Raw genomic sequence first — 18128 nt, 5'->3', positions numbered from 1 at the left:
TCGTGGAAAGAGGTGATTATGTCAGAAAAAAATACGCCAAATTCAGAAGAAACGCTAGCACAAGCGGTCGAATCTTCAGAAAAATTTGCAGAGAATTTAGCTTCTGCAGGCGTGATGCCTGAAAGCGTTGTAGTGAAAAAGAGTGGCACGGCAATCGGCTTATTAGCTTTATTAGTTGCATTAGCTGTTGGTAGTGCAGGGTATTATTTCGGTGCTGAAAAATTAGCTGAAGTGAATACACAATTGCAGGCTTTAACTAAAGTAGCAAGTGTAGAGAATACTATACAAGAGGTGGATTTTTCAAAAGAAAAAGCACAATTAGATGAGCTTGCAGGCAGTTACGATAAAGCCTTAGAACGTATCGCTCAATTAGAAAAAGAGCAAGGAGCTTACTCTAGCCAAATCCTTGCGTTACAAGCTCAAGTTAAGCAAGCTAATTCAACGCAAGTGGACTCAAGTGCGTGGTTGCTTTCGGATGCGAATTTCTTATTAAACAGTGCATTGCGTAAGCTCAAGATTGATACCGACGTAGACACTGTTCAAAACCTGTTAGAAGAAGCAGATGTGGCGTTAGCAAAAGTGACAAATAGCCAATATTTATCTCAAGTGGCTCAAGTTCGCACAGCAATTAAAGAGGATCTCAATAATTTAAAAAGTATTAATCAAGTCGATCAAAATGGATTAATGCAACGTTTGACAGCATTGGCAAACAACTTGGATGATTTACCGATGTTGGAAAATGAAAGTGTGAATACCACTCAAAATGTGGGTGAAGTGAGTGATTCAATTGACGATTGGCAGCAAAATATTGAGAAAACTGCAAATTCTTTCTTGGATCATTTCATCCGCGTGAGCAACAAAAATAAAAATGACGAGAAAGGTTTTATTGCACCAAATCAAGAAGTTTATTTGCGTGAAAATATCCGCTTACGTTTACAATTAGCCATTTTAGCAATTCCACGTCAGCAGAATGCACTTTACGATAAATCGTTAGAAGCGGTTAGCACTTGGATTCGTAGCTATTTCAATACGCAAAATGAGAACGTGAAAAGCTTTCTCAAAGAGTTAGATGAGTTGAGTGAACAATCTATTTATCTTGATGTGCCTGAACAATTGCAGAGTTTAAATGTGTTAAATAACATCTTGAGAAAAGAGCCAGTGCAATTAGACAAGATTGAGATTAAGGAAGAAAAAGAGCTTGTAGAGCCTTCAAAAATAGAAGAAGCTAAAGCTGAACCTGCTCAAGAAACAACAAAAACGGATGGAAAAGTAAGCGAAAAGCCTGCTGAAAAATCAAATGAGCAATCTATTAAAGATGCTCAAGCACAATAAGGAGGAGCTATGTTTCGTGTTCTCTTTTTAATGTTATTAGTGCTTGCAGCTTTAGTAGCAGGTCCTTATCTGGCTGGGCAGCAAGGTTATGTGCGTATTGAAACTGATACCAAAATTATCGAGATGAGTCTTGTCACCTTAGTACTTTTCTTTGCGGCTGCAATGGCATTGGTTTATGGCATTGAATGGCTTGTTCGCCGATTTTGCCACTTAAGCAAAGGTTCGTATGATTGGTTTTTTTATCGTAAACAAAAACGAGCTCAACAAGAAACTTTGGAAGGTTTAATGCAAATGAGTGAGGGCAATTACTCGAAAGCCGAAAAATTGTTCAGCAAAAATGTAAAATATGTGAATGAACCTATCATTAACTTAATCAAAGCTGCGGAAGCTGCACAGCAACGTGGCGACGATTTAGAAGCAAATAAATATTTAATAGAAGCAAGTAAAATTGGAGGCGAAAATAATATCGCTGTAGAATTGGCTCGTGCGAAAATTCTCGTGCAACAAGGTAAATTACCTGCAGCACGTACTGCCATTGATAGCTTATTAGAGCTTACCTCAAACAATACGGAAGTGTTACGTTTAGCAATTCGTATTTACCAAGATTCGAAAGCCTATATAGCGTTAGATAAAATCTTGGAAAGCATTGGACAACGCAGTTTCCTTTCCTGTGAAGAGTATGAAGCTATTGAACATTTCGTAGACGATGGCTTACTCGATGAAGTGATGAACGAAAAAGGGCAGGAAGGCTTACTCAGCTGGTGGGAAGAGCAACCTAGCCGCCGTCGTAAATCTGTTTATGCACGCGTAGGATTGATTAAACGTTTAATCGATAGTGAAGATCACGAATCTGCCCAAGAGCTTGCCTTCGAAACGCTCAAAAAATATGAAGATGAGCAACTTGATGGTTTATTCGAACAATTAACCCGCTTGCAAATTGATGAAGGGGCAAAACTCATTAAATTATTGATGAAACGAATGGCAAAAGCCGATGTGCATTACACCGATGATTACGCTAGAGCATTAGGCTACATTTATTCCCGTGAAGGTGATTTCAGTCGTGCGAAAGGTTATTTTGCAGACTTGTTAGAGCACCAAGAATGCATCGCAAACGACCGAATTATGGCGTTATACGTCGCTGAACAAGTAGGCGACACCGAACTTGCTGAGAAAATCCGCCAAATTAACTTGAAGAACGTAAATATTGAACCTAAAGACTAAAAGCATAATAGACAAAAGTGTTGGTTTTGATTATTTCTAATAATCTTTACCAACTCTTTTTATTTAAAAAAATCCTTTATAAATATAATTTTACGCTTTTTTGATAATCTATTATGATTATTGAATATGACGATTTAGATATTTAAATAATCCTTCTAGCCTATTTTATTTCTACCCATATTTTAACTTGTTTATCTTCTCGATTCTCATCTAAAATTTCAATGGTTAAACTTTCACATAGTTGCTTTATATCACTATGACTTTCTTCATTTATCAATAAACAAAATCGGGAGGGGCTGCTACAGTTTACAAAATTCTGTTTTGCCATCAATAAAGGCATTGGACAACGATAGCCAGTTAGATCTAATGAATAAGTTTGCATTTTAAATTAAAAAATAATCTCTTAACATTAAAATAATCGGTTATTTTATTTATTTCTCTGAAATAATTTTCTTATCACTAAACTCAATAATACGAGCAATTTGATAGATTCTAATTTCTTCTTTTATATTTAAGAAAATAGGTTTAAATTTGTTATCAACATTGCTAAATAGAATTTGTAAATTAATTGAAACTGCTTGATTAGGTGGGATTGAGACTCCTAATTCTAAATTGGTTTTGAGCCTTTGTTAATTACTTCTAAGTAAATTGGGAAAACACCTGCCCATTGGCATTAATAATTGTTTTATATGCTCTTAAAATTAATTTCAATAGCATTGTCAGCAGCTATAAATGTATTATTTTTGCAGGTGAATTTTATTTTGGAGCTGAAAACGAAAAAGCTGTTAACAGCATTAAAGAAATTAATATGATATATTTTAATAATTTCTTTATTCTACCTTATTTAAATAATTAGATTTTACGGCGTTTAGCCATAATTTTCCCCATTTCTGTTAATTTATCTTGAGCAATATATTGTTTACCTAATTCAAATAATGGTTCTTCCAGAGGAATATGTAAATCATAGCCCGAAATAAACCGCTTGATGAGTAACTCATCAATTTCCTTACGTTTATTTTCTAATAATTCGGTTAATTGAACTGCTAAATCTGCCCAACTTTGGTGTAACGTTTCGTGCTGGCTTTCTAATTTATCAATATTTTCTTGAGCTTGCGGATAAACTTCAACTAAAGCAGGGAAAAAATCTTTTTCTTCATCATCGTGATGTAAAGGAGCGGAAATATTGAAATAGTTCAGGATTTGCTGCACGTCATTTTTAACAGCTTGGTTTACACCGTGATGAGTTAAATAAGTAGGGAGAATTTCCAGCTGCTTGCAAAAGCGTTTCACTTTACTGTGGCAAGCATAGAGCATTTCAATTGGTTCAGCCCAAGTAGCAAATTGTTGAGGTTGGAATTGTTGCATTGTATTTTCCTTTTAAAAAGGGCGAAAAACTCACCCTATAAATCAGTTATTCAGTCTTTTGCATTGGTGGCACATCTTTACCAATTTTGGCATAGAACTCCACCACAAAATCATCAAAACGATCTTCCTCAATCGCTTGGCGAATTTGTGCCATTAAACGTTGATAGTAACGCAAATTGTGAATAGTGTTTAAACGTGCGCCCAAAATTTCACCGCATTTATCTAAGTGATAAAGGTAAGCTTTTGTATAGTTTTTACAGGTGTAACAATCGCACTCAGGATCAAGCGGGCTAGTGTCACTTTTGTATTTTGCGTTACGGATTTTTACCACACCATCACTCACAAATAAATGCCCGTTGCGTGCATTGCGAGTTGGCATTACGCAGTCAAACATATCGATCCCACGGCGAACACCTTCTACTAAATCTTCAGGTTTGCCAACGCCCATTAAGTAGCGCGGTTTATCTGCTGGCAATAATGGCGTTGTAAATTCTAAAATGCGGTGCATCTCTTCTTTCGGTTCGCCTACCGCTAAACCGCCTACTGCATAACCATCAAAGCCGATATTGACCAAGCCTTCTGCAGAAATTTTACGTAACTCTTCGTAAGTACCACCTTGCACGATACCAAACAACGCACGCGGGTTTTCTAATTCATCGAAGCGATCACGACTACGTTTTGCCCAACGAAGCGACATTTCCATTGATTTTTTTGCATAATCAAAAGTAGCTGGATATGGCGTACATTCATCGAAAATCATCACAATATCAGAACCTAAATCGTACTGAATTTCCATTGATTTTTCAGGCGAAAGGAAGATTTTTTCCCCGTTGATTGGGTTTTGAAAAGTTACTCCCTCTTCTTTAATCTTACGTAATTTGCCCAAACTGAACACTTGGAAACCACCCGAATCCGTTAAAATCGGGCCATGCCACTGCATAAAATCGTGTAGGTCACCGTGCATTTTCATAATTTCTTGCCCAGGACGTAACCATAAATGGAAGGTATTGCCGAGTAAAATTTGTGCACCTGTAGCAGCCACTTCTTCAGGAGTCATCCCTTTTACCGTGCCGTAAGTACCCACAGGCATAAAAGCTGGGGTTTCAACGTAAAATTCGCCTTTCGGGCGAGAGAAGGTTAAGCGACCACGACGAGCATTACCGTTGGTCTTTTTTAATTCATACTGCATAAAAATCCTTAATAGAGAAACAGTCTATTTTATAAGCGGTCAAAAATCGCCAATATTTTGCGACTAAAAACGGATACCTGTGCCAATACCAAGCCCAACGCCTACGCCATTTGAACCACCGCCGACATTTGCACCACCAGAAAAGCTACAGCTTGCTAATAAACCTGTTAAAAGCAGGCTAATTGCAAATTTTTTCATTTAAAAATTCCTTAATTTCGCAGAACTTGCTATATTTCTGTCATTCTAAAAAGTGTGTATTTTACCCGTTTTTACCTTAAACAGCCAACAGAAAGGAAAAAGTATGAAATTTATTTACAGGATCGTGGCGTTTTTCGTGGTTGCAATTGGCGTAGTAGCAGTGGCTTCTGCTAATTTACTCAGCATTTCGGAAAAAGAAATTAACGACTATCTACGCACACAGCTTGCTGCAAAAATCCCGCTTGCCGATAGTGTGGGGATACCAGGTTTAATGCAACTGGATTACCAATTGCATGATTTAGTCACGCAAATTGGTCAAACCAGCGAGAAAAAAGTCAAAATTCAAGGTGTCGTGGATGGCTTGTTGATTGCTCGTGGCAAAAAGCACGAGGCAAAAATTAAGCTAAATTTAGACACTACACCTTATTTTGATTCTGAAAAAGGAACGATTTACTTAAAAGATGTTCGTCTACTTAGTTGGGAAGTTTCACCAGAAAAATATCAAGAAACCGTACAATTTTTCTTGCCTATGCTTTTTGATGGTTTAACGAATCTATTGAATCGTTCGCCTGTTTATACGTTAGATGAAACTAAAACCAAAGAGATGCTTGTGAAAAAATTTGGTAAGGCAATTATCGTAGAAAAAGGTATGTTGCGTTTAGAAACCAGCCTTTTCTAACCCTAAATAAAAGGAGAAAAAATGAAAACGATTGAACAATTGTTTGCCAATAATCACGCTTGGGCAACTAAAATGAAAGATGAGCAATCTGATTATTTTAAAGAGCTTACAGAACACCAAAATCCAACTTATCTCTGGATTGGCTGTTCAGATAGCCGAGTACCTGCTGAAAAATTAACAGGGCTTGGGCCTGGTGAGTTATTTGTCCATCGTAATGTGGCAAATATGGTAATCCACACCGATCTTAACTGCCTTTCTGTGGTGCAATATGCCGTGGATGTATTAAACATCAAGCACATTATTATTTGTGGACATACCAACTGCGGAGGCATTAAAGCTGCAATGGGCACGGTGCAAGATCTCGGTTTAATCAGCAACTGGTTGCTTCACATTCGCGATCTTTGGTTTAAGCACGGGCATATGCTTGGTAAGTTGTCGCCTGAACATCGAGCTAATATGTTGACCCGCTTAAATGTTGCGGAACAGGTTTACAACTTAGGTTGTAGCTCTATCATTCGCACCGCTTGGGATAAAGGCAAAGAGCTCTCTCTTCATGGCTGGGTCTATGATGTGAACGATGGCTTTTTAATCGACCAAGGGGTAATGGCAACCAGCCGTGAAACGTTAGAAATAACTTATCGCAATGCCATCGCAAAATTGATCGCAGAAGCCAATGAACTTGCTGAAAAAACCGCCTATGAAAAAGAAATAGAACAGGAAATTCAGAAACAGGAAGAAAGTATAGCAGCACAAACTGTAAGTGAATGATTCCAGATGAATAATTTAAAATATTTCAATCAATAACTTATCTTATGTACGCATTAGAAATCAAAAATCTTATCAAAACCTATGCTACGGGAGTTCAAGCGGTAAAGGGCATTGATCTTACCGTCGAGCAGGGCGATTTTTATGCCTTGCTTGGACATAATGGGGCGGGTAAATCAACGACCATTGGCATTATTAGTTCACTCGTGAATAAAACCAGTGGTTCGGTAAAAGTCTTCGGCTATGATTTAGATACCCAAAAAACACAGCTCAAACAGCAAATCGGTTTAGTGCCGCAAGAGTTCAACTTCAATCAATTTGAGAAAGTGGTGGATGTGCTCACACAGCAAGCGGGATTTTATGGCATTCCATTAAAAGAAGCCAAAGCACGTGCAGAAATGTGGCTGAAAAAATTGGATTTATGGGAAAAACGTACGCATTTAATTCGCGAATTGTCGGGTGGGATGAAACGTCGGGTAATGATTGCTCGGGCTTTAATGCATAACCCAAAATTGCTGATTTTAGATGAACCTACTGCGGGCGTGGATATTGAGCTTCGTCGTTCGCTGTGGGATTTTTTGCGGGAACTTAATCAACAAGGCACTACTATTATTCTTACCACGCACTATCTTGAAGAAGCGGAAAACCTCTGTCGAAATATAGGTATTATTCAGCACGGAAAATTGATTGAAAATACATCAATTAAGTCTTTACTGGCAAAATTAGAAACTGAAATTTTCGTACTTGATTTGCAAAATATGCCTCAAAATAGGCCGCTTGTGATTGAGCATTATCCGCATAAATTATTGGATGAAAACACGCTAGAAGTGGAAGTACAGCGTGCTCAAGGCTTAACCAATTTGTTTACGCAGCTAACCACACAAAATGTGGAAGTATTAAGTATGCGAAATAAATCAAACCGCTTGGAAGAACTTTTCCTCAAAATGGCTAATTAATATGAATTTAACTGGATTTTTTACGCTCGCAACTAAAGAGAGCAAACGCGTTATTCGCATTTGGAGACAGACACTCGTGCCACCGGTTATTACTACCACGCTCTACTTCTTGATTTTCGGGCAATTAATTGGTGGACGTATTGGTGATATGCACGGGGTAAGCTATATGCAGTTTATTGCTCCTGGACTTGTGATGATGACCGCAATCACAGCCTCTTATGTCAATTCCGCCTCATCATTTTTCTTGAGCAAATTTACCAAAACTTATGAAGAGATGCTCATTTCCCCTCTTTCAACGCATAACATTATTTGGGGTTATGTCGTAGGCAGTGTTGTTCGCGGTGGGCTGGCTGGCATTTTGGTAATGCTGGTTGCTTTGTTGTTTATCACCTTTGATATCCACTCTTGGTTGATGATTTTTTCAACGCTTTTACTGACAACGATTAGTTTCGCACTAGGTGGGCTAATCAATGCGGTGTATGCGAAAACATTTGACGATGTAGGTTTAATCCCCACTTTCGTTTTAACACCACTTACATACTTGGGTGGTGTGTTTTATTCGATCTCATTACTGCCTGATTTCTGGCAAGCAGTGTCCAAGTTCAACCCCATTGTATATATGATCAATGGTTTCCGTTATGGATTTTTAGGTATCAGTGATATGCCCATTTTTTACACATTTTTGGTATTGGGATCGTTATGTATTATGTTATACTGGTTTGCCTTTTCACTGATTGAGAAAGGTGTAGGATTACGTTCCTAATTTTCTTTGCCACGGATTGCACGAGAGTTTTGCTAAAATTAGGAAAAATTCTACCGCTTGTTGCTCTCGTGCTCATCTCAAAAGGAACCTAAAATGAAATTCAAAAAACTCTGCTTTGTAAGTGCTCTTTCTCTTTTCTCTGCCGCTAGCTTTGCACAAGATATTACCGTTTTTGCTGCTGCCTCAATGACTAACGTGCTTCAAGAAATCAACAAAGATTTTGAAAAAGCCAACCCGCAAGATAAAGTTACATTCTCGTTTGCCTCTTCTTCTGTGCTTGCAAAACAAATTGAACAAGACGCCCCAGCGGATGTATTTATTTCAGCTGATACAAAATGGATGGATTACGTTAAAGAAAAACAACCTGCAAAAACCCAAAATGTACATAATTTAGTGAAAAACGACCTTGTGTTGATTGTACCGATTGAAAGTAAAATCAAAGCAAAAAGCATTCAAGCGATCGATTTTAACAAGGAATTAGCAGGGGGGTATTTATCGGTAGGCGATCCATCACACGTACCTGCGGGCAAATATGCAAAAAAAGCACTGGAATATTACAAACTCTGGGATGGCTTAGAAAGCAAGTTAGTTCGAGCAAAAAATGTGCGTGATGCGTTATCTTATGTAGAACGCAATGAGGCTCCATTAGGGATTGTTTATGCAACCGATGCGAAAGTCTCTGCAACTAAAGTGAAAATCGTGGCAACATTCCCAAATGAAAGTTATGGCGAAGTGGTTTACCCTGCTGCAACAGTAAGTGATAAAGCGGAAGCGAAAAAATTCCTCGATTTCTTAAAAACACCTGCAGCTCAAGCGAAATTTAAAGAAGCTGGCTTTTATCCAGTACAATAATTTGTAACTTACAACCCCAATGAGGTTGAATTATGTCTAACCGAGGGTATTTATACCCTCGGCAACAACCGAAACTGTCTATGTTTTTCTTTTCTCAACCCGAACTCAATGCCATTTATTTGAGCCTTAAAGTCGCCACGATTGCGATTCTTTTTGCTCTACCTGTTGCTATTTTTATTGCTTGGATACTTTCACGCAAACAATTCTGGGGCAAGCAATTGCTAAATGGTATTGTGCATCTACCGCTTGTTTTACCCCCTGTGGTGATTGGCTATCTCTTGCTTATTGTGATGGCAAAACGTGGGGCGATTGGGCAATATTTGTGGGAGTGGTTTGGTTTTTCTTTTAGTTTTTCTTGGCGAGGTGCGGTATTAGCCTCTGCGGTGATGGCTTTTCCACTGATGGTGCGTTCTATCAAACAAGCCTTTGATGCAATTGATCCTAAACTTGAACAAGCAGCTAGAACATTAGGTGCAAGCCCATTTAAAGTCTTTTTTACGCTTAATCTTCCACTCTCATTTTCAGGCATTATCGCAGGGGCGGTATTAGGTTTTGCCCGTTCGCTTGGAGAATTTGGGGCGACTATCACTTTCGTATCGAACATTCCAAATCAAACCCAAACGATTCCAGCCGCTCTTTTCACCTTTATCGAAACGCCTGATGGAGAACTCGCCGCAGCCCGCCTTTGTGCTGTTGCGATTGTAATTTCTTTAATCACCCTTTCCGCATCAGAGTGGTTAGCAGAAAGACAAAAGCGGTATGCGAAGTAGGAATAATAGTATTTTTATAAGCAATTATTTAGCATTCTCTTTAGCCCATGCTAAAAAACGTTTTTGTGTTTCTTTATCTGCTTTAGAGAAGAGTAGTTGGAGTTGCTCTTCTCTAATATTTTGGGCTTCTACCACAATTTGACCTTTCGCTGCAAAAGTTGTATTCACAAAAGCAGGAACAGCAGCTTCCCCTTTGCTTGCGTTATATTTTGCAAGGTTATCTTCAATGCGACTATTGGGGGCAAAGCCTTCACCCTTTAATATATCTTGTTTAAATGAAATGTCTTTACCTGAGACAGTTTGGATTTTAAAAGTTGGATTGGCTTTAAATTTATTGACATCATATAATGAGCGGAAAGACGGAACGCTTAATACTAGATCTTCGGTTGATCCTTCAAAAGTTAATATCATTGGATTTAAAGAAAAATATTTTCCTTCAACGATATCGCCTATGCTGACAACCACTTGGTGGGTTTTAACATCATTAATTTTTACCTCTTCCCAACGTTTCACTGATTTTCCATCTAATGCTAATATTTCTACACTATCTGGAATTTTCAAACTACCCGCAATAGCAATCGTATTTGCTAAACAAGCGGTCGTTATCATCATTAATTTTGCTAATTTCATTATGTATCCTTATTGGGAGAGAATATTTAAAAAAAATCGCACCTATGCTATGCTAAATCAAATAAAATAGGAATAATTTTATTATCAAAATAAATTATTTGTGGGAAAATCCCACAATTTTACAACAGGAATAATTATGAGTGATGAACACCAGAACTACGGCCCAACAGAAAAAAAGAATTTAATTCAGTCGTTTTTAGGCATTTTTCAAACAGAGCCCAAAAATCGCGAAGATTTGGTGGAAGTGATCCGCGATTCGGTAGAAAACGAGCTGATCGACAGTGATACTAAAGAGATGATTGAGGGGGTGATGGAAATCTCCGAACTTCGTGTGCGTGATATTATGATCCCCCGTCCGCAAATTATTTCGATTGATTCCAAAATACCACTTGAAGCCTGTGTGGATATTATTATTGAATCTGCCCACTCGCGTTTCCCTGTAATTTTAGATGACGGCAAAGATAGCATTCAGGGCATTTTGCTTGCTAAAGATTTACTGAAATATCTGCGTTCGGATGCCGAAGAATTTAATATGGAAGCTATCCTTCGCCCTGCGGTGATTGTGCCAGAGAGTAAACGCGTAGATCGAATGTTGAAAGAGTTCCGCTCTGAACGTTTCCATATGGCATTAGTGGTTGATGAATTTGGTGCAATGTCTGGCTTGGTTACCATTGAGGATATTTTAGAGCAAATTGTGGGCGATATTGAAGATGAATTCGATGAAGAAGAAGTTGAGCCAATCCGCCAACTTTCTCTCCATACTTATGCTGTTTCTGCTTTAACGGATATTGAAAAATTCAATGAATTTTTCGCCACCGAATTGACTGATGAAGAGGTTGATACCTTCGGTGGTTTAGTGATGCAAGCTTTTGGACACTTGCCGCAACGTGGTGAGCAAATTGAGTTTGAGCAGATGGATGTGAAAGTTACTTCTGCAGATAACCGTCGTTTGATTCAATTGCGTGTGACAGTTTCAGATGAGCAATTAGAAAGGATGGAACAACACAAAATTATTGTTGAAGAATAAATATTTTCTTACTTTGATAGCAGTATTAATGAATAACAAAAAAATGAAAAAAGTTGAAATTTTTACTGATGGCTCTTGTTTAGGTAATCCAGGGAAAGGTGGTATTGGCATTTTATTACGCTATAACCAACATGAAAAAACCTTAAGTAAGGGCTATTTTCAAACCACTAACAATCGTATGGAATTACGAGCTGTTATTGAAGCGTTATCTATGCTTAAAGAACCTTGTATAGTTAATCTCAATTCTGATAGCCAATATATGAAAAACGGCATACAAAAATGGATTTTCAATTGGAAAAAAAACGACTGGAAAACGAGTGATAAAAAACCAGTCAAAAACAAAGATTTATGGATGGCTTTAGACCAAGAAATTCATCGTCATCAAATTGAATGGAGATGGGTAAAAGGACATTCTGGGCATCGTGAAAATGAAATTTGCGATGAATTGGCAAAGCAAGGCGCAAAAAATCCAACACTTGAAGATAAAGGGTATGATGCAGCCTAAATTCACTCTATATATACAAATGACATACCTCTTCCATTTTCGAAAATCATCTTGAATAACATTTCATTACATATTAAATGTATCTCTATCATGCTCAAGCGGTTAATTTTTACAGCCCTTTTGTAAAGTGTTAAACTTGCCACAATCAAATTTCAAGGAATAACAAAATGAGTGGTGCTGAATTATTGGTCAATGTGACCCCAAGTGAAACTCGGGTAGCATTGGTCGAAAACGGGATTTTAAAAGAGCTTCATATTGAGCGTGAGGCAAAACGTGGGATTGTCGGCAATATTTACAAAGGGAGAGTCACCCGTGTATTACCAGGGATGCAATCGGCTTTTGTGGATATTGGTTTAGAAAAAGCTGCATTTTTACACGCTTCTGATATTGTTTCGCACACCGAATGCGTAGACGAAAATGAAAAAAAACAATTTGTGGTAAAAAACATCAGTGAATTAGTACGTGAAGGGCAAGATATTGTGGTGCAAGTCGTAAAAGATCCGCTTGGCACAAAAGGGGCTCGCTTAACTACTGATATTACCTTGCCTTCTCGCTATTTGGTCTTTATGCCTGAAAATAGCCACGTAGGCGTTTCGCAACGTATTGAAAGCGAAGCAGAACGAAACCGTTTAAAAGCTCTTGTCGAGCCCTATTGTGATGAATTAGGCGGCTTTATTGTTCGCACCGCAGCGGAAGATGTGAAGGAAGAAAGCCTTGAGCAAGATGCCGCTTTTTTAAAACGTTTATGGCGAAAAGTGTTAGAGCGTAAAGGAAAATACCCAACTAAATCAATGCTTTATGGTGAGTTGGCATTAGCGCAACGCGTATTGCGAGATTTTGTTGGCACACATATTTGCTCAATTAAAATCGACTCTAAAACCACCTACGAGCAAGTAAAAGAATTCTTATCAGAATTTATGCCCGAGCTCACAGACAGCGTCAGTCTTTATTCTGGCACGCAAACGTTATTCGACGCCTATGGCGTTGAAGAAGCCATTCAACGTGCTTTAGATAAACGAGTGAATCTGAAATCAGGTGGCTATTTAATTATTGAGCAGACTGAAGCGATGACTACGATAGACATCAACACGGGTGCTTTCGTTGGTTCACGTAATTTGGCTCACACCATTTTCAATACGAACATTGAAGCCACGCAAGCCATTGCTCATCAACTGCAATTACGGAATTTAGGCGGCATCATCATTATCGACTTTATTGATATGCAAGATGAAGAGCATCGTAAACGCGTGTTGGAATCACTTGAGATGGCATTAAAAGGCGACCGTGTGAAAACTAACGTAAATGGCTTTACTCAGCTTGGCTTAGTGGAAATGACCCGTAAACGCACGCGTGAAAGCCTTGAACATATTCTCTGCTGCGATTGCCCAGCTTGTAAAGGGCGAGGCACAATTAAAACCGTAGAAACCGTATGCTACGAAATTCTGCGTGAGGTTGTCCGCGTGCATCATTTATTTAACACCGATAAAGTGCGAATTTATGCCTCTAAAGAAGTAGCAGAATATTTAATCAACGAAGAAAGCCACGCCTCCCTTGCTGAACTTGAAGCCTTTATTGGCAAGAAAGTCGAGGTCAAATTAGAGCCTTATTATCATCAAGATCAGTTTGATGTGGTGGTAATGTAAAGTTACAAGCGGTCAAATTTCGCAAAACTTTTGCCAATTTTGACCGCTTGTTTCCTACCAAATACCAGTAAAATCCGCTATAATTCGAGCGTTTTTTCCAAAATTTAACCCAAAAGGTAACAAAATGTCTGAAGTAGAAAATACAGAATTAGATCTGAATGGCGAGATGATCGCTCGTCGTGAAAAATTATCGCAGTTGCGTGAACGCGGTAATCCGTTCCCGAACACTTTCCGTCGTGAAGATAAAGCGGCAGATTTACATGCAAAATACAACGATATTGATGGCGAAGCACTAAAAGAAAAAGCGATTCCAGCGGTGGTTGCGGGGCGTGTAATGTTACGTCGTGTGATGGGTAAGGCAACTTTTATTACCATTCAAGATGTGAGCGGTCAGATTCAGCTCTATGTGGCACGCGATAATTTACCTGAAGGTGAATACCAAAACACCGTAAGCTTATTGGATTTAGGTGATATTATCGGCGTAAAAGGTACACTGTTCAAAACTAAAACAGGTGAATTAACCGTGCGTGCCAGCGAATTACAGCTTTTAACCAAATCTCTTCGCCCACTACCAAACAAACACAAAGGCTTAACTGACCAAGAAATTCGTTACCGCCAACGTTATTTAGATTTAATCGCGAATGAGGAGTCTCGTCGTGCATTTATTATTCGCTCAAAAGTGGTTTCAGGTATTCGTCAATTCTTCTTAGATAAAGACTTTATCGAAGTGGAAACCCCAATGTTACAAGTGATTCCAGGCGGTGCGGCAGCGAAACCATTTATTACACACCATAATGCGTTAGATGTGGATATGTACTTACGTATCGCACCAGAGCTTTACTTAAAACGTCTTGTCGTAGGCGGATTTGAGCGTGTGTTTGAATTAAACCGTAACTTCCGTAACGAGGGCGTTTCAGTTCGTCATAATCCAGAATTCACAATGATTGAATACTACCAAGCTTATGCGGACTACCACGATTTAATGGACAACACCGAAGAATTATTACGCAAATTAGCGATTGATATTCTTGGCACAACTACCGTACCTTACGGCGAATATACCTTTGATTTCGGCAAACCGTTCGAGCGTATCACTATGCACGATGCGATTGTGAAATACGGCAACGGAATTAAACGCGAAGATTTAGACAATTTCGAAAAATCAGTAGAAATCGCGAAAGGTTTAGGCATTGAAATTCAAAAATCTTGGGGCTTAGGTTCTGTAGTGAATGCCATTTTTGAAGAAGTGGCAGAACATCAATTGATTCAACCAACCTTCTTGATGGCACATCCTGCGGAAATTTCACCGCTTGCACGTCGCAACGATGAAAACCCTGAAGTGACTGACCGCTTTGAATTATTCATTGGCGGACGTGAAATTGGTAACGGCTTCTCAGAATTAAACGATGCAGAAGACCAAGCAGAACGTTTCCACGCACAAGTGGCTGCGAAAGAAGCAGGCGATGATGAAGCGATGTTCTTTGATGATGACTTCGTGGTAGCCCTTGAACACGGTTTACCACCAACAGCAGGCGAAGGCTTAGGTATTGACCGTTTAGCGATGATTTTCGCAAATGTACCATCTATCCGTGATGTGATCTTATTCCCTGCGATGCGTCAGAAATAATTATTTATATCTTTTTTAGATATTACAAGAAGTTACTAATATTTCGCTGAAAATGTTAGTAACTTCTTTATTTATAATTTATGTCATGTTAAAAATTTGATAAAAATCACGGGCTTTAGTCCATGATTTCTCTAATTGTGAAAATAGTAAAACTTGAAAAAATGTAGTTTAAATGACATTTGATAAGGTACTTTATGTCTGAACAAACTTTTATTACAGGTAAAGATGCAGCCCTTGAAGAGAGTATCTCTACCTTCCAACACAAACTAAAAAACCTTGGCTTTAACATTGAAGAAGCCTCTTGGTTAAACCCTGTGCCAACTGTCTGGTCGGTGCATATTCGTGATGCGGACTGCCCGCAATGCTTCTCAAATGGTAAAGGGGCGAGCAAAAAAGCTGCATTAGCGTCAGCTTTAGGTGAGTATTTTGAGCGTTTATCGACCAATTATTTCTGGGCTGATTTTTATTTAGGGCAAGAGATAGCAAACGGCGATTTTGTGCATTATCCATCTGAAAAATGGTTTCCGATTGAAGATGAAGCTGTGCCATCAATGGAGATGATGGACGATTTCTTATGGGAATATTTTGACCCGAATGGCGAACTCACGCCAGAACTGTTAGTCGATTTACAATCAGGTAACTACGATCGCGGCATTGTGGCTTTGCCTTACGTTCGCCAATCGGACAACCAAACGGTTTACATTCCACAAAGCATTATCGGCAACTTGTTTGTCTCAAACGGGATGTCGGCAGGTAACACTAAAAACGAAGCCCGTGTGCAAGGCTTATCTGAAGTGTTCGAGCGTTTTGTGAAAAACCGCATTATCGCAGAAGCGATCAGCTTGCCTGAAATTCCTCAATTGGTGATCGACGGCTATCCAACCATTAAAGCCTCCATTGAAAAATTAGAGCAAGAAGGCTTCCCAATCCTTTGCTACGATGCCTCACTCGGCGGAGAATTCCCTGTGATTTGCGTGATTTTGCTTAATCCGCAAAACGGCACTTGCTTCGCTTCATTCGGTGCACATCCGAATTTCCAAGTAGCATTCGAGCGCACCGTAACTGAGCTTTTACAAGGTCGTAGCTTAAAAGATTTAGACGTATTCTCACCACCTTCTTTCAATAATGAAGATGTTGCCGATCACGCTAACCTTGAAACCCATTTCATCGACTCAAGCGGTCTAATTTCGTGGGATCTTTTCAAAAAAGAGGCGGACTACCCGTTCGTTCACTGGGATTTCTCAGGCACAACCGAGCAAGAATTCCATAATTTAATGGCAATCTTCAACAAATACGAACAGCCTGTTTACATTATGGATTATGAGCATTTAGGCGTTTACGCTTGCCGTATCCTTGCTCCTGGTATGTCGAACATCTATCCAAGCGATGATTTAATTTATGCCAACAACAATATGGGGATGGATTGGCGTGAAATCTTGCTTGATCTACCGCATTTCCACCACGATGCGGAAACGTACCAAGAATTATTGGACGAATTAGATGAACAAGGCATCGACGATTTAACCCGTGTCCGTGAGTTTATCGGTATCGTTGCCGAGAAAGGGTCAGCAATACAAACCTTACGTATTGGCGAGCTAAAATCCATGCTTCACTTAGCTCTAGGCAATTTAGAACAAGCGTTAGATTGGGCGAACTGGACGGCAAATATGAACGCTTCCGTCTTCACTGCAGAACGCAATAACTACTACCGCTGCTTAATTCAAACTATCGAATTATTCCTCGATGAAAACCGCAAGCCTGAACAATATCGTGCAGTTTTTGAGAAAATGTACGGTAAACAAGCGGTCGAATTTGCGTGGAATTCTGCAAATGGTGGTAATCCTTTTTATGGCTTAACTGCTTCTGTTGAAGCTTTAGAAAATATGCCAGCTCACCAAAAACTCTTGGATGCTTATCGCAAATTACAGCGTGCAAAAATCACTCCAATTACACGTTAATTATTAAAAGATAAAAGGGGCGAAGATCATTAGAATCTTTGCCCTTAATGTTATCTGCATTTTTGCAAAAAATAATATTTTCGATTTTTTTGAAAAAAAAGTGTAAGAAAAAAGGCTCATCTCCGACTAATAGAATAACTGGGAAACATTTCCTAGCATAATGAACTAAATAATTTCATAAAATAGGTAATCAATAAGAGGGAAAAGATGAAAGATTGTAAGATGCAAGGTATCAGCAGCGGCGTGAGTTTATTGATTTTACGCTTTTTTCTTGCGTGGGAATTTTTAGAGGCAGGTTTAGAAAAATGGAATGGTCAAAATTGGTTTACTGAAATACAAGATCGTTTTCCTTTTCCGTTTAATCTTATTCCAGCTGATATTAATTGGCACGTTGCAATGGGGTCAGAATTAATTCTCCCCTTCTTGCTAATATTCGGGGTACTAACTCGTTTTAGTGCATTAGGTTTAACGATTTTAATCTCTGTTGCGTGGTATAGTATTCACGCTGATTCAGGTTATAACGTTTGTGATAACGGTTATAAATTGCCTTTAATTTATGTGGTAACTTTATTAATCTTAATTACGCAGGGAGCAGGGAAACTCTCTTTAGACACGCTTATTAAGAAGGTTTATCCAACTAAAAGCTGG

The 18128-nt window shown here is 38.8% G+C and carries 19 protein-coding genes; 14 read left to right on the top strand and 5 right to left on the bottom strand.

Features of this window, described 5'->3' with window-relative positions:
* Nucleotides 1-18 precede the first annotated feature (18 nt).
* Both KH943_RS01945 and KH943_RS01940 read left to right on the top strand, forming a co-directional pair.
* A complete protein-coding gene (locus tag KH943_RS01945; RefSeq protein ID WP_304106826.1) occupies nucleotides 19-1332 on the top strand; it encodes a uroporphyrinogen-III C-methyltransferase in 1314 nt (437 codons plus the stop codon).
* Nucleotides 1333-1341: 9 nt separating this feature from the next.
* Nucleotides 1342-2553 carry a heme biosynthesis protein HemY gene (locus KH943_RS01940; RefSeq protein ID WP_304106823.1) on the top strand — a complete coding sequence of 404 codons (1212 nt, stop codon included), beginning with the start codon at nucleotides 1342-1344 and terminating at the stop codon, nucleotides 2551-2553.
* Between the two features lie 160 nt (nucleotides 2554-2713).
* Here KH943_RS01940 and KH943_RS10125 read toward each other — a convergent pair whose 3' ends face one another.
* The 4 genes from KH943_RS10125 to KH943_RS01925 all read right to left on the bottom strand — a co-directional run bounded on the left by KH943_RS10125 (nucleotide 2714) and on the right by KH943_RS01925 (nucleotide 5305).
* Nucleotides 2714-2935, bottom strand: a complete 222-nt coding sequence (locus tag KH943_RS10125) for a sulfurtransferase TusA family protein (protein WP_368493486.1) — start codon at nucleotides 2933-2935, stop codon at nucleotides 2714-2716.
* A gap of 470 nt (nucleotides 2936-3405) precedes the next feature.
* On the bottom strand, nucleotides 3406-3918 hold the full coding sequence (locus tag KH943_RS01935) for a hemerythrin domain-containing protein (RefSeq protein ID WP_304106820.1): 513 nt from the start codon (nucleotides 3916-3918) through the stop codon (nucleotides 3406-3408).
* 46 nt (nucleotides 3919-3964) lie between these two features.
* On the bottom strand, nucleotides 3965-5107 hold the full coding sequence (gene tgt, locus KH943_RS01930) for a tRNA guanosine(34) transglycosylase Tgt (RefSeq protein ID WP_304106817.1): 1143 nt from the start codon (nucleotides 5105-5107) through the stop codon (nucleotides 3965-3967).
* Nucleotides 5108-5170: 63 nt separating this feature from the next.
* Complete coding sequence (locus KH943_RS01925; protein ID WP_304106815.1) at nucleotides 5171-5305, bottom strand: hypothetical protein; 135 nt, start codon at nucleotides 5303-5305, stop codon at nucleotides 5171-5173.
* Nucleotides 5306-5408: 103 nt separating this feature from the next.
* Here KH943_RS01925 and KH943_RS01920 point away from each other — a divergent pair, with 103 nt between their 5' ends.
* The 6 genes from KH943_RS01920 (at nucleotide 5409) to modB (ending at nucleotide 10090) form a co-directional block, all read left to right on the top strand.
* Nucleotides 5409-5984, top strand: a complete 576-nt coding sequence (locus KH943_RS01920) for a DUF1439 domain-containing protein (protein ID WP_304106813.1) — start codon at nucleotides 5409-5411, stop codon at nucleotides 5982-5984.
* 21 nt (nucleotides 5985-6005) lie between these two features.
* On the top strand, nucleotides 6006-6752 hold the full coding sequence (can, locus tag KH943_RS01915) for a carbonate dehydratase (RefSeq protein ID WP_304106810.1): 747 nt from the start codon (nucleotides 6006-6008) through the stop codon (nucleotides 6750-6752).
* 44 nt (nucleotides 6753-6796) lie between these two features.
* Nucleotides 6797-7705 (top strand): ABC transporter ATP-binding protein, encoded by a 909-nt coding sequence (locus KH943_RS01910; protein WP_304106808.1) that lies wholly within the window; start codon nucleotides 6797-6799, stop codon nucleotides 7703-7705.
* Between the two features lies 1 nt (nucleotide 7706).
* Nucleotides 7707-8468, top strand: a complete 762-nt coding sequence (locus tag KH943_RS01905) for an ABC transporter permease (protein ID WP_111353430.1) — start codon at nucleotides 7707-7709, stop codon at nucleotides 8466-8468.
* A 93-nt stretch (nucleotides 8469-8561) separates the two neighbouring features.
* Nucleotides 8562-9320, top strand: coding sequence for a molybdate ABC transporter substrate-binding protein (gene modA, locus KH943_RS01900; RefSeq protein WP_304106802.1), 759 nt, complete (start codon nucleotides 8562-8564; stop codon nucleotides 9318-9320).
* Nucleotides 9321-9400: 80 nt separating this feature from the next.
* Nucleotides 9401-10090, top strand: coding sequence for a molybdate ABC transporter permease subunit (modB, locus tag KH943_RS01895; protein WP_304106860.1), 690 nt, complete (start codon nucleotides 9401-9403; stop codon nucleotides 10088-10090).
* A 24-nt stretch (nucleotides 10091-10114) separates the two neighbouring features.
* Here the strand turns inward: modB and KH943_RS01890 are convergent, their stop codons facing one another.
* Complete coding sequence (locus KH943_RS01890; RefSeq protein ID WP_304106800.1) at nucleotides 10115-10720, bottom strand: DUF2057 family protein; 606 nt, start codon at nucleotides 10718-10720, stop codon at nucleotides 10115-10117.
* 136 nt (nucleotides 10721-10856) lie between these two features.
* On the opposite strand from KH943_RS01890, the gene corC reads away from it, so the two are divergent.
* The 6 genes from corC to KH943_RS01860 all read left to right on the top strand — a co-directional run.
* Nucleotides 10857-11747: a CNNM family magnesium/cobalt transport protein CorC gene (gene corC / locus KH943_RS01885; protein ID WP_304106797.1), complete on the top strand. Its 891-nt coding sequence runs from the start codon at nucleotides 10857-10859 to the stop codon at nucleotides 11745-11747.
* Between the two features lie 43 nt (nucleotides 11748-11790).
* Nucleotides 11791-12252: a ribonuclease HI gene (rnhA, locus tag KH943_RS01880; RefSeq protein WP_304106857.1), complete on the top strand. Its 462-nt coding sequence runs from the start codon at nucleotides 11791-11793 to the stop codon at nucleotides 12250-12252.
* A 167-nt stretch (nucleotides 12253-12419) separates the two neighbouring features.
* A complete protein-coding gene (gene rng / locus KH943_RS01875) occupies nucleotides 12420-13895 on the top strand; it encodes a ribonuclease G (protein WP_304106794.1) in 1476 nt (491 codons plus the stop codon).
* 124 nt (nucleotides 13896-14019) lie between these two features.
* Nucleotides 14020-15522, top strand: coding sequence for a lysine--tRNA ligase (gene lysS, locus KH943_RS01870; RefSeq protein ID WP_304106792.1), 1503 nt, complete (start codon nucleotides 14020-14022; stop codon nucleotides 15520-15522).
* A 194-nt stretch (nucleotides 15523-15716) separates the two neighbouring features.
* Nucleotides 15717-17480 (top strand): 30S ribosomal protein S12 methylthiotransferase accessory factor YcaO, encoded by a 1764-nt coding sequence (gene ycaO, locus KH943_RS01865; protein WP_304106791.1) that lies wholly within the window; start codon nucleotides 15717-15719, stop codon nucleotides 17478-17480.
* A 222-nt stretch (nucleotides 17481-17702) separates the two neighbouring features.
* Nucleotides 17703-18128, top strand: a 426-nt coding sequence (locus KH943_RS01860) for an HvfX family Cu-binding RiPP maturation protein (protein WP_304106854.1), incomplete at its 3' end; no start/stop codon positions are given.

Source organism: Haemophilus parahaemolyticus (assembly GCF_018373095.1).
GTDB lineage: Bacteria > Pseudomonadota > Gammaproteobacteria > Enterobacterales > Pasteurellaceae > Haemophilus_A > Haemophilus_A parahaemolyticus_A.
Note: the sequence above shows the minus strand (reverse complement) of the source record. Positions and strands in the feature narration are given on the sequence as shown.

Coding starts and splice junctions, on each gene's coding strand:
- KH943_RS01945 (WP_304106826.1), top strand. CDS start 19: ATGTCAGAAAAAAATACGCCAAATTCAGAAGAAACGCTAGCACAAGCG.
- KH943_RS01940 (WP_304106823.1), top strand. CDS start 1,342: ATGTTTCGTGTTCTCTTTTTAATGTTATTAGTGCTTGCAGCTTTAGTA.
- KH943_RS10125 (WP_368493486.1), bottom strand. CDS start 2,935: ATGCAAACTTATTCATTAGATCTAACTGGCTATCGTTGTCCAATGCCT.
- KH943_RS01935 (WP_304106820.1), bottom strand. CDS start 3,918: ATGCAACAATTCCAACCTCAACAATTTGCTACTTGGGCTGAACCAATT.
- tgt (WP_304106817.1), bottom strand. CDS start 5,107: ATGCAGTATGAATTAAAAAAGACCAACGGTAATGCTCGTCGTGGTCGC.
- KH943_RS01925 (WP_304106815.1), bottom strand. CDS start 5,305: ATGAAAAAATTTGCAATTAGCCTGCTTTTAACAGGTTTATTAGCAAGC.
- KH943_RS01920 (WP_304106813.1), top strand. CDS start 5,409: ATGAAATTTATTTACAGGATCGTGGCGTTTTTCGTGGTTGCAATTGGC.
- can (WP_304106810.1), top strand. CDS start 6,006: ATGAAAACGATTGAACAATTGTTTGCCAATAATCACGCTTGGGCAACT.
- KH943_RS01910 (WP_304106808.1), top strand. CDS start 6,797: ATGTACGCATTAGAAATCAAAAATCTTATCAAAACCTATGCTACGGGA.
- KH943_RS01905 (WP_111353430.1), top strand. CDS start 7,707: ATGAATTTAACTGGATTTTTTACGCTCGCAACTAAAGAGAGCAAACGC.
- modA (WP_304106802.1), top strand. CDS start 8,562: ATGAAATTCAAAAAACTCTGCTTTGTAAGTGCTCTTTCTCTTTTCTCT.
- modB (WP_304106860.1), top strand. CDS start 9,401: ATGTTTTTCTTTTCTCAACCCGAACTCAATGCCATTTATTTGAGCCTT.
- KH943_RS01890 (WP_304106800.1), bottom strand. CDS start 10,720: ATGAAATTAGCAAAATTAATGATGATAACGACCGCTTGTTTAGCAAAT.
- corC (WP_304106797.1), top strand. CDS start 10,857: ATGAGTGATGAACACCAGAACTACGGCCCAACAGAAAAAAAGAATTTA.
- rnhA (WP_304106857.1), top strand. CDS start 11,791: ATGAAAAAAGTTGAAATTTTTACTGATGGCTCTTGTTTAGGTAATCCA.
- rng (WP_304106794.1), top strand. CDS start 12,420: ATGAGTGGTGCTGAATTATTGGTCAATGTGACCCCAAGTGAAACTCGG.
- lysS (WP_304106792.1), top strand. CDS start 14,020: ATGTCTGAAGTAGAAAATACAGAATTAGATCTGAATGGCGAGATGATC.
- ycaO (WP_304106791.1), top strand. CDS start 15,717: ATGTCTGAACAAACTTTTATTACAGGTAAAGATGCAGCCCTTGAAGAG.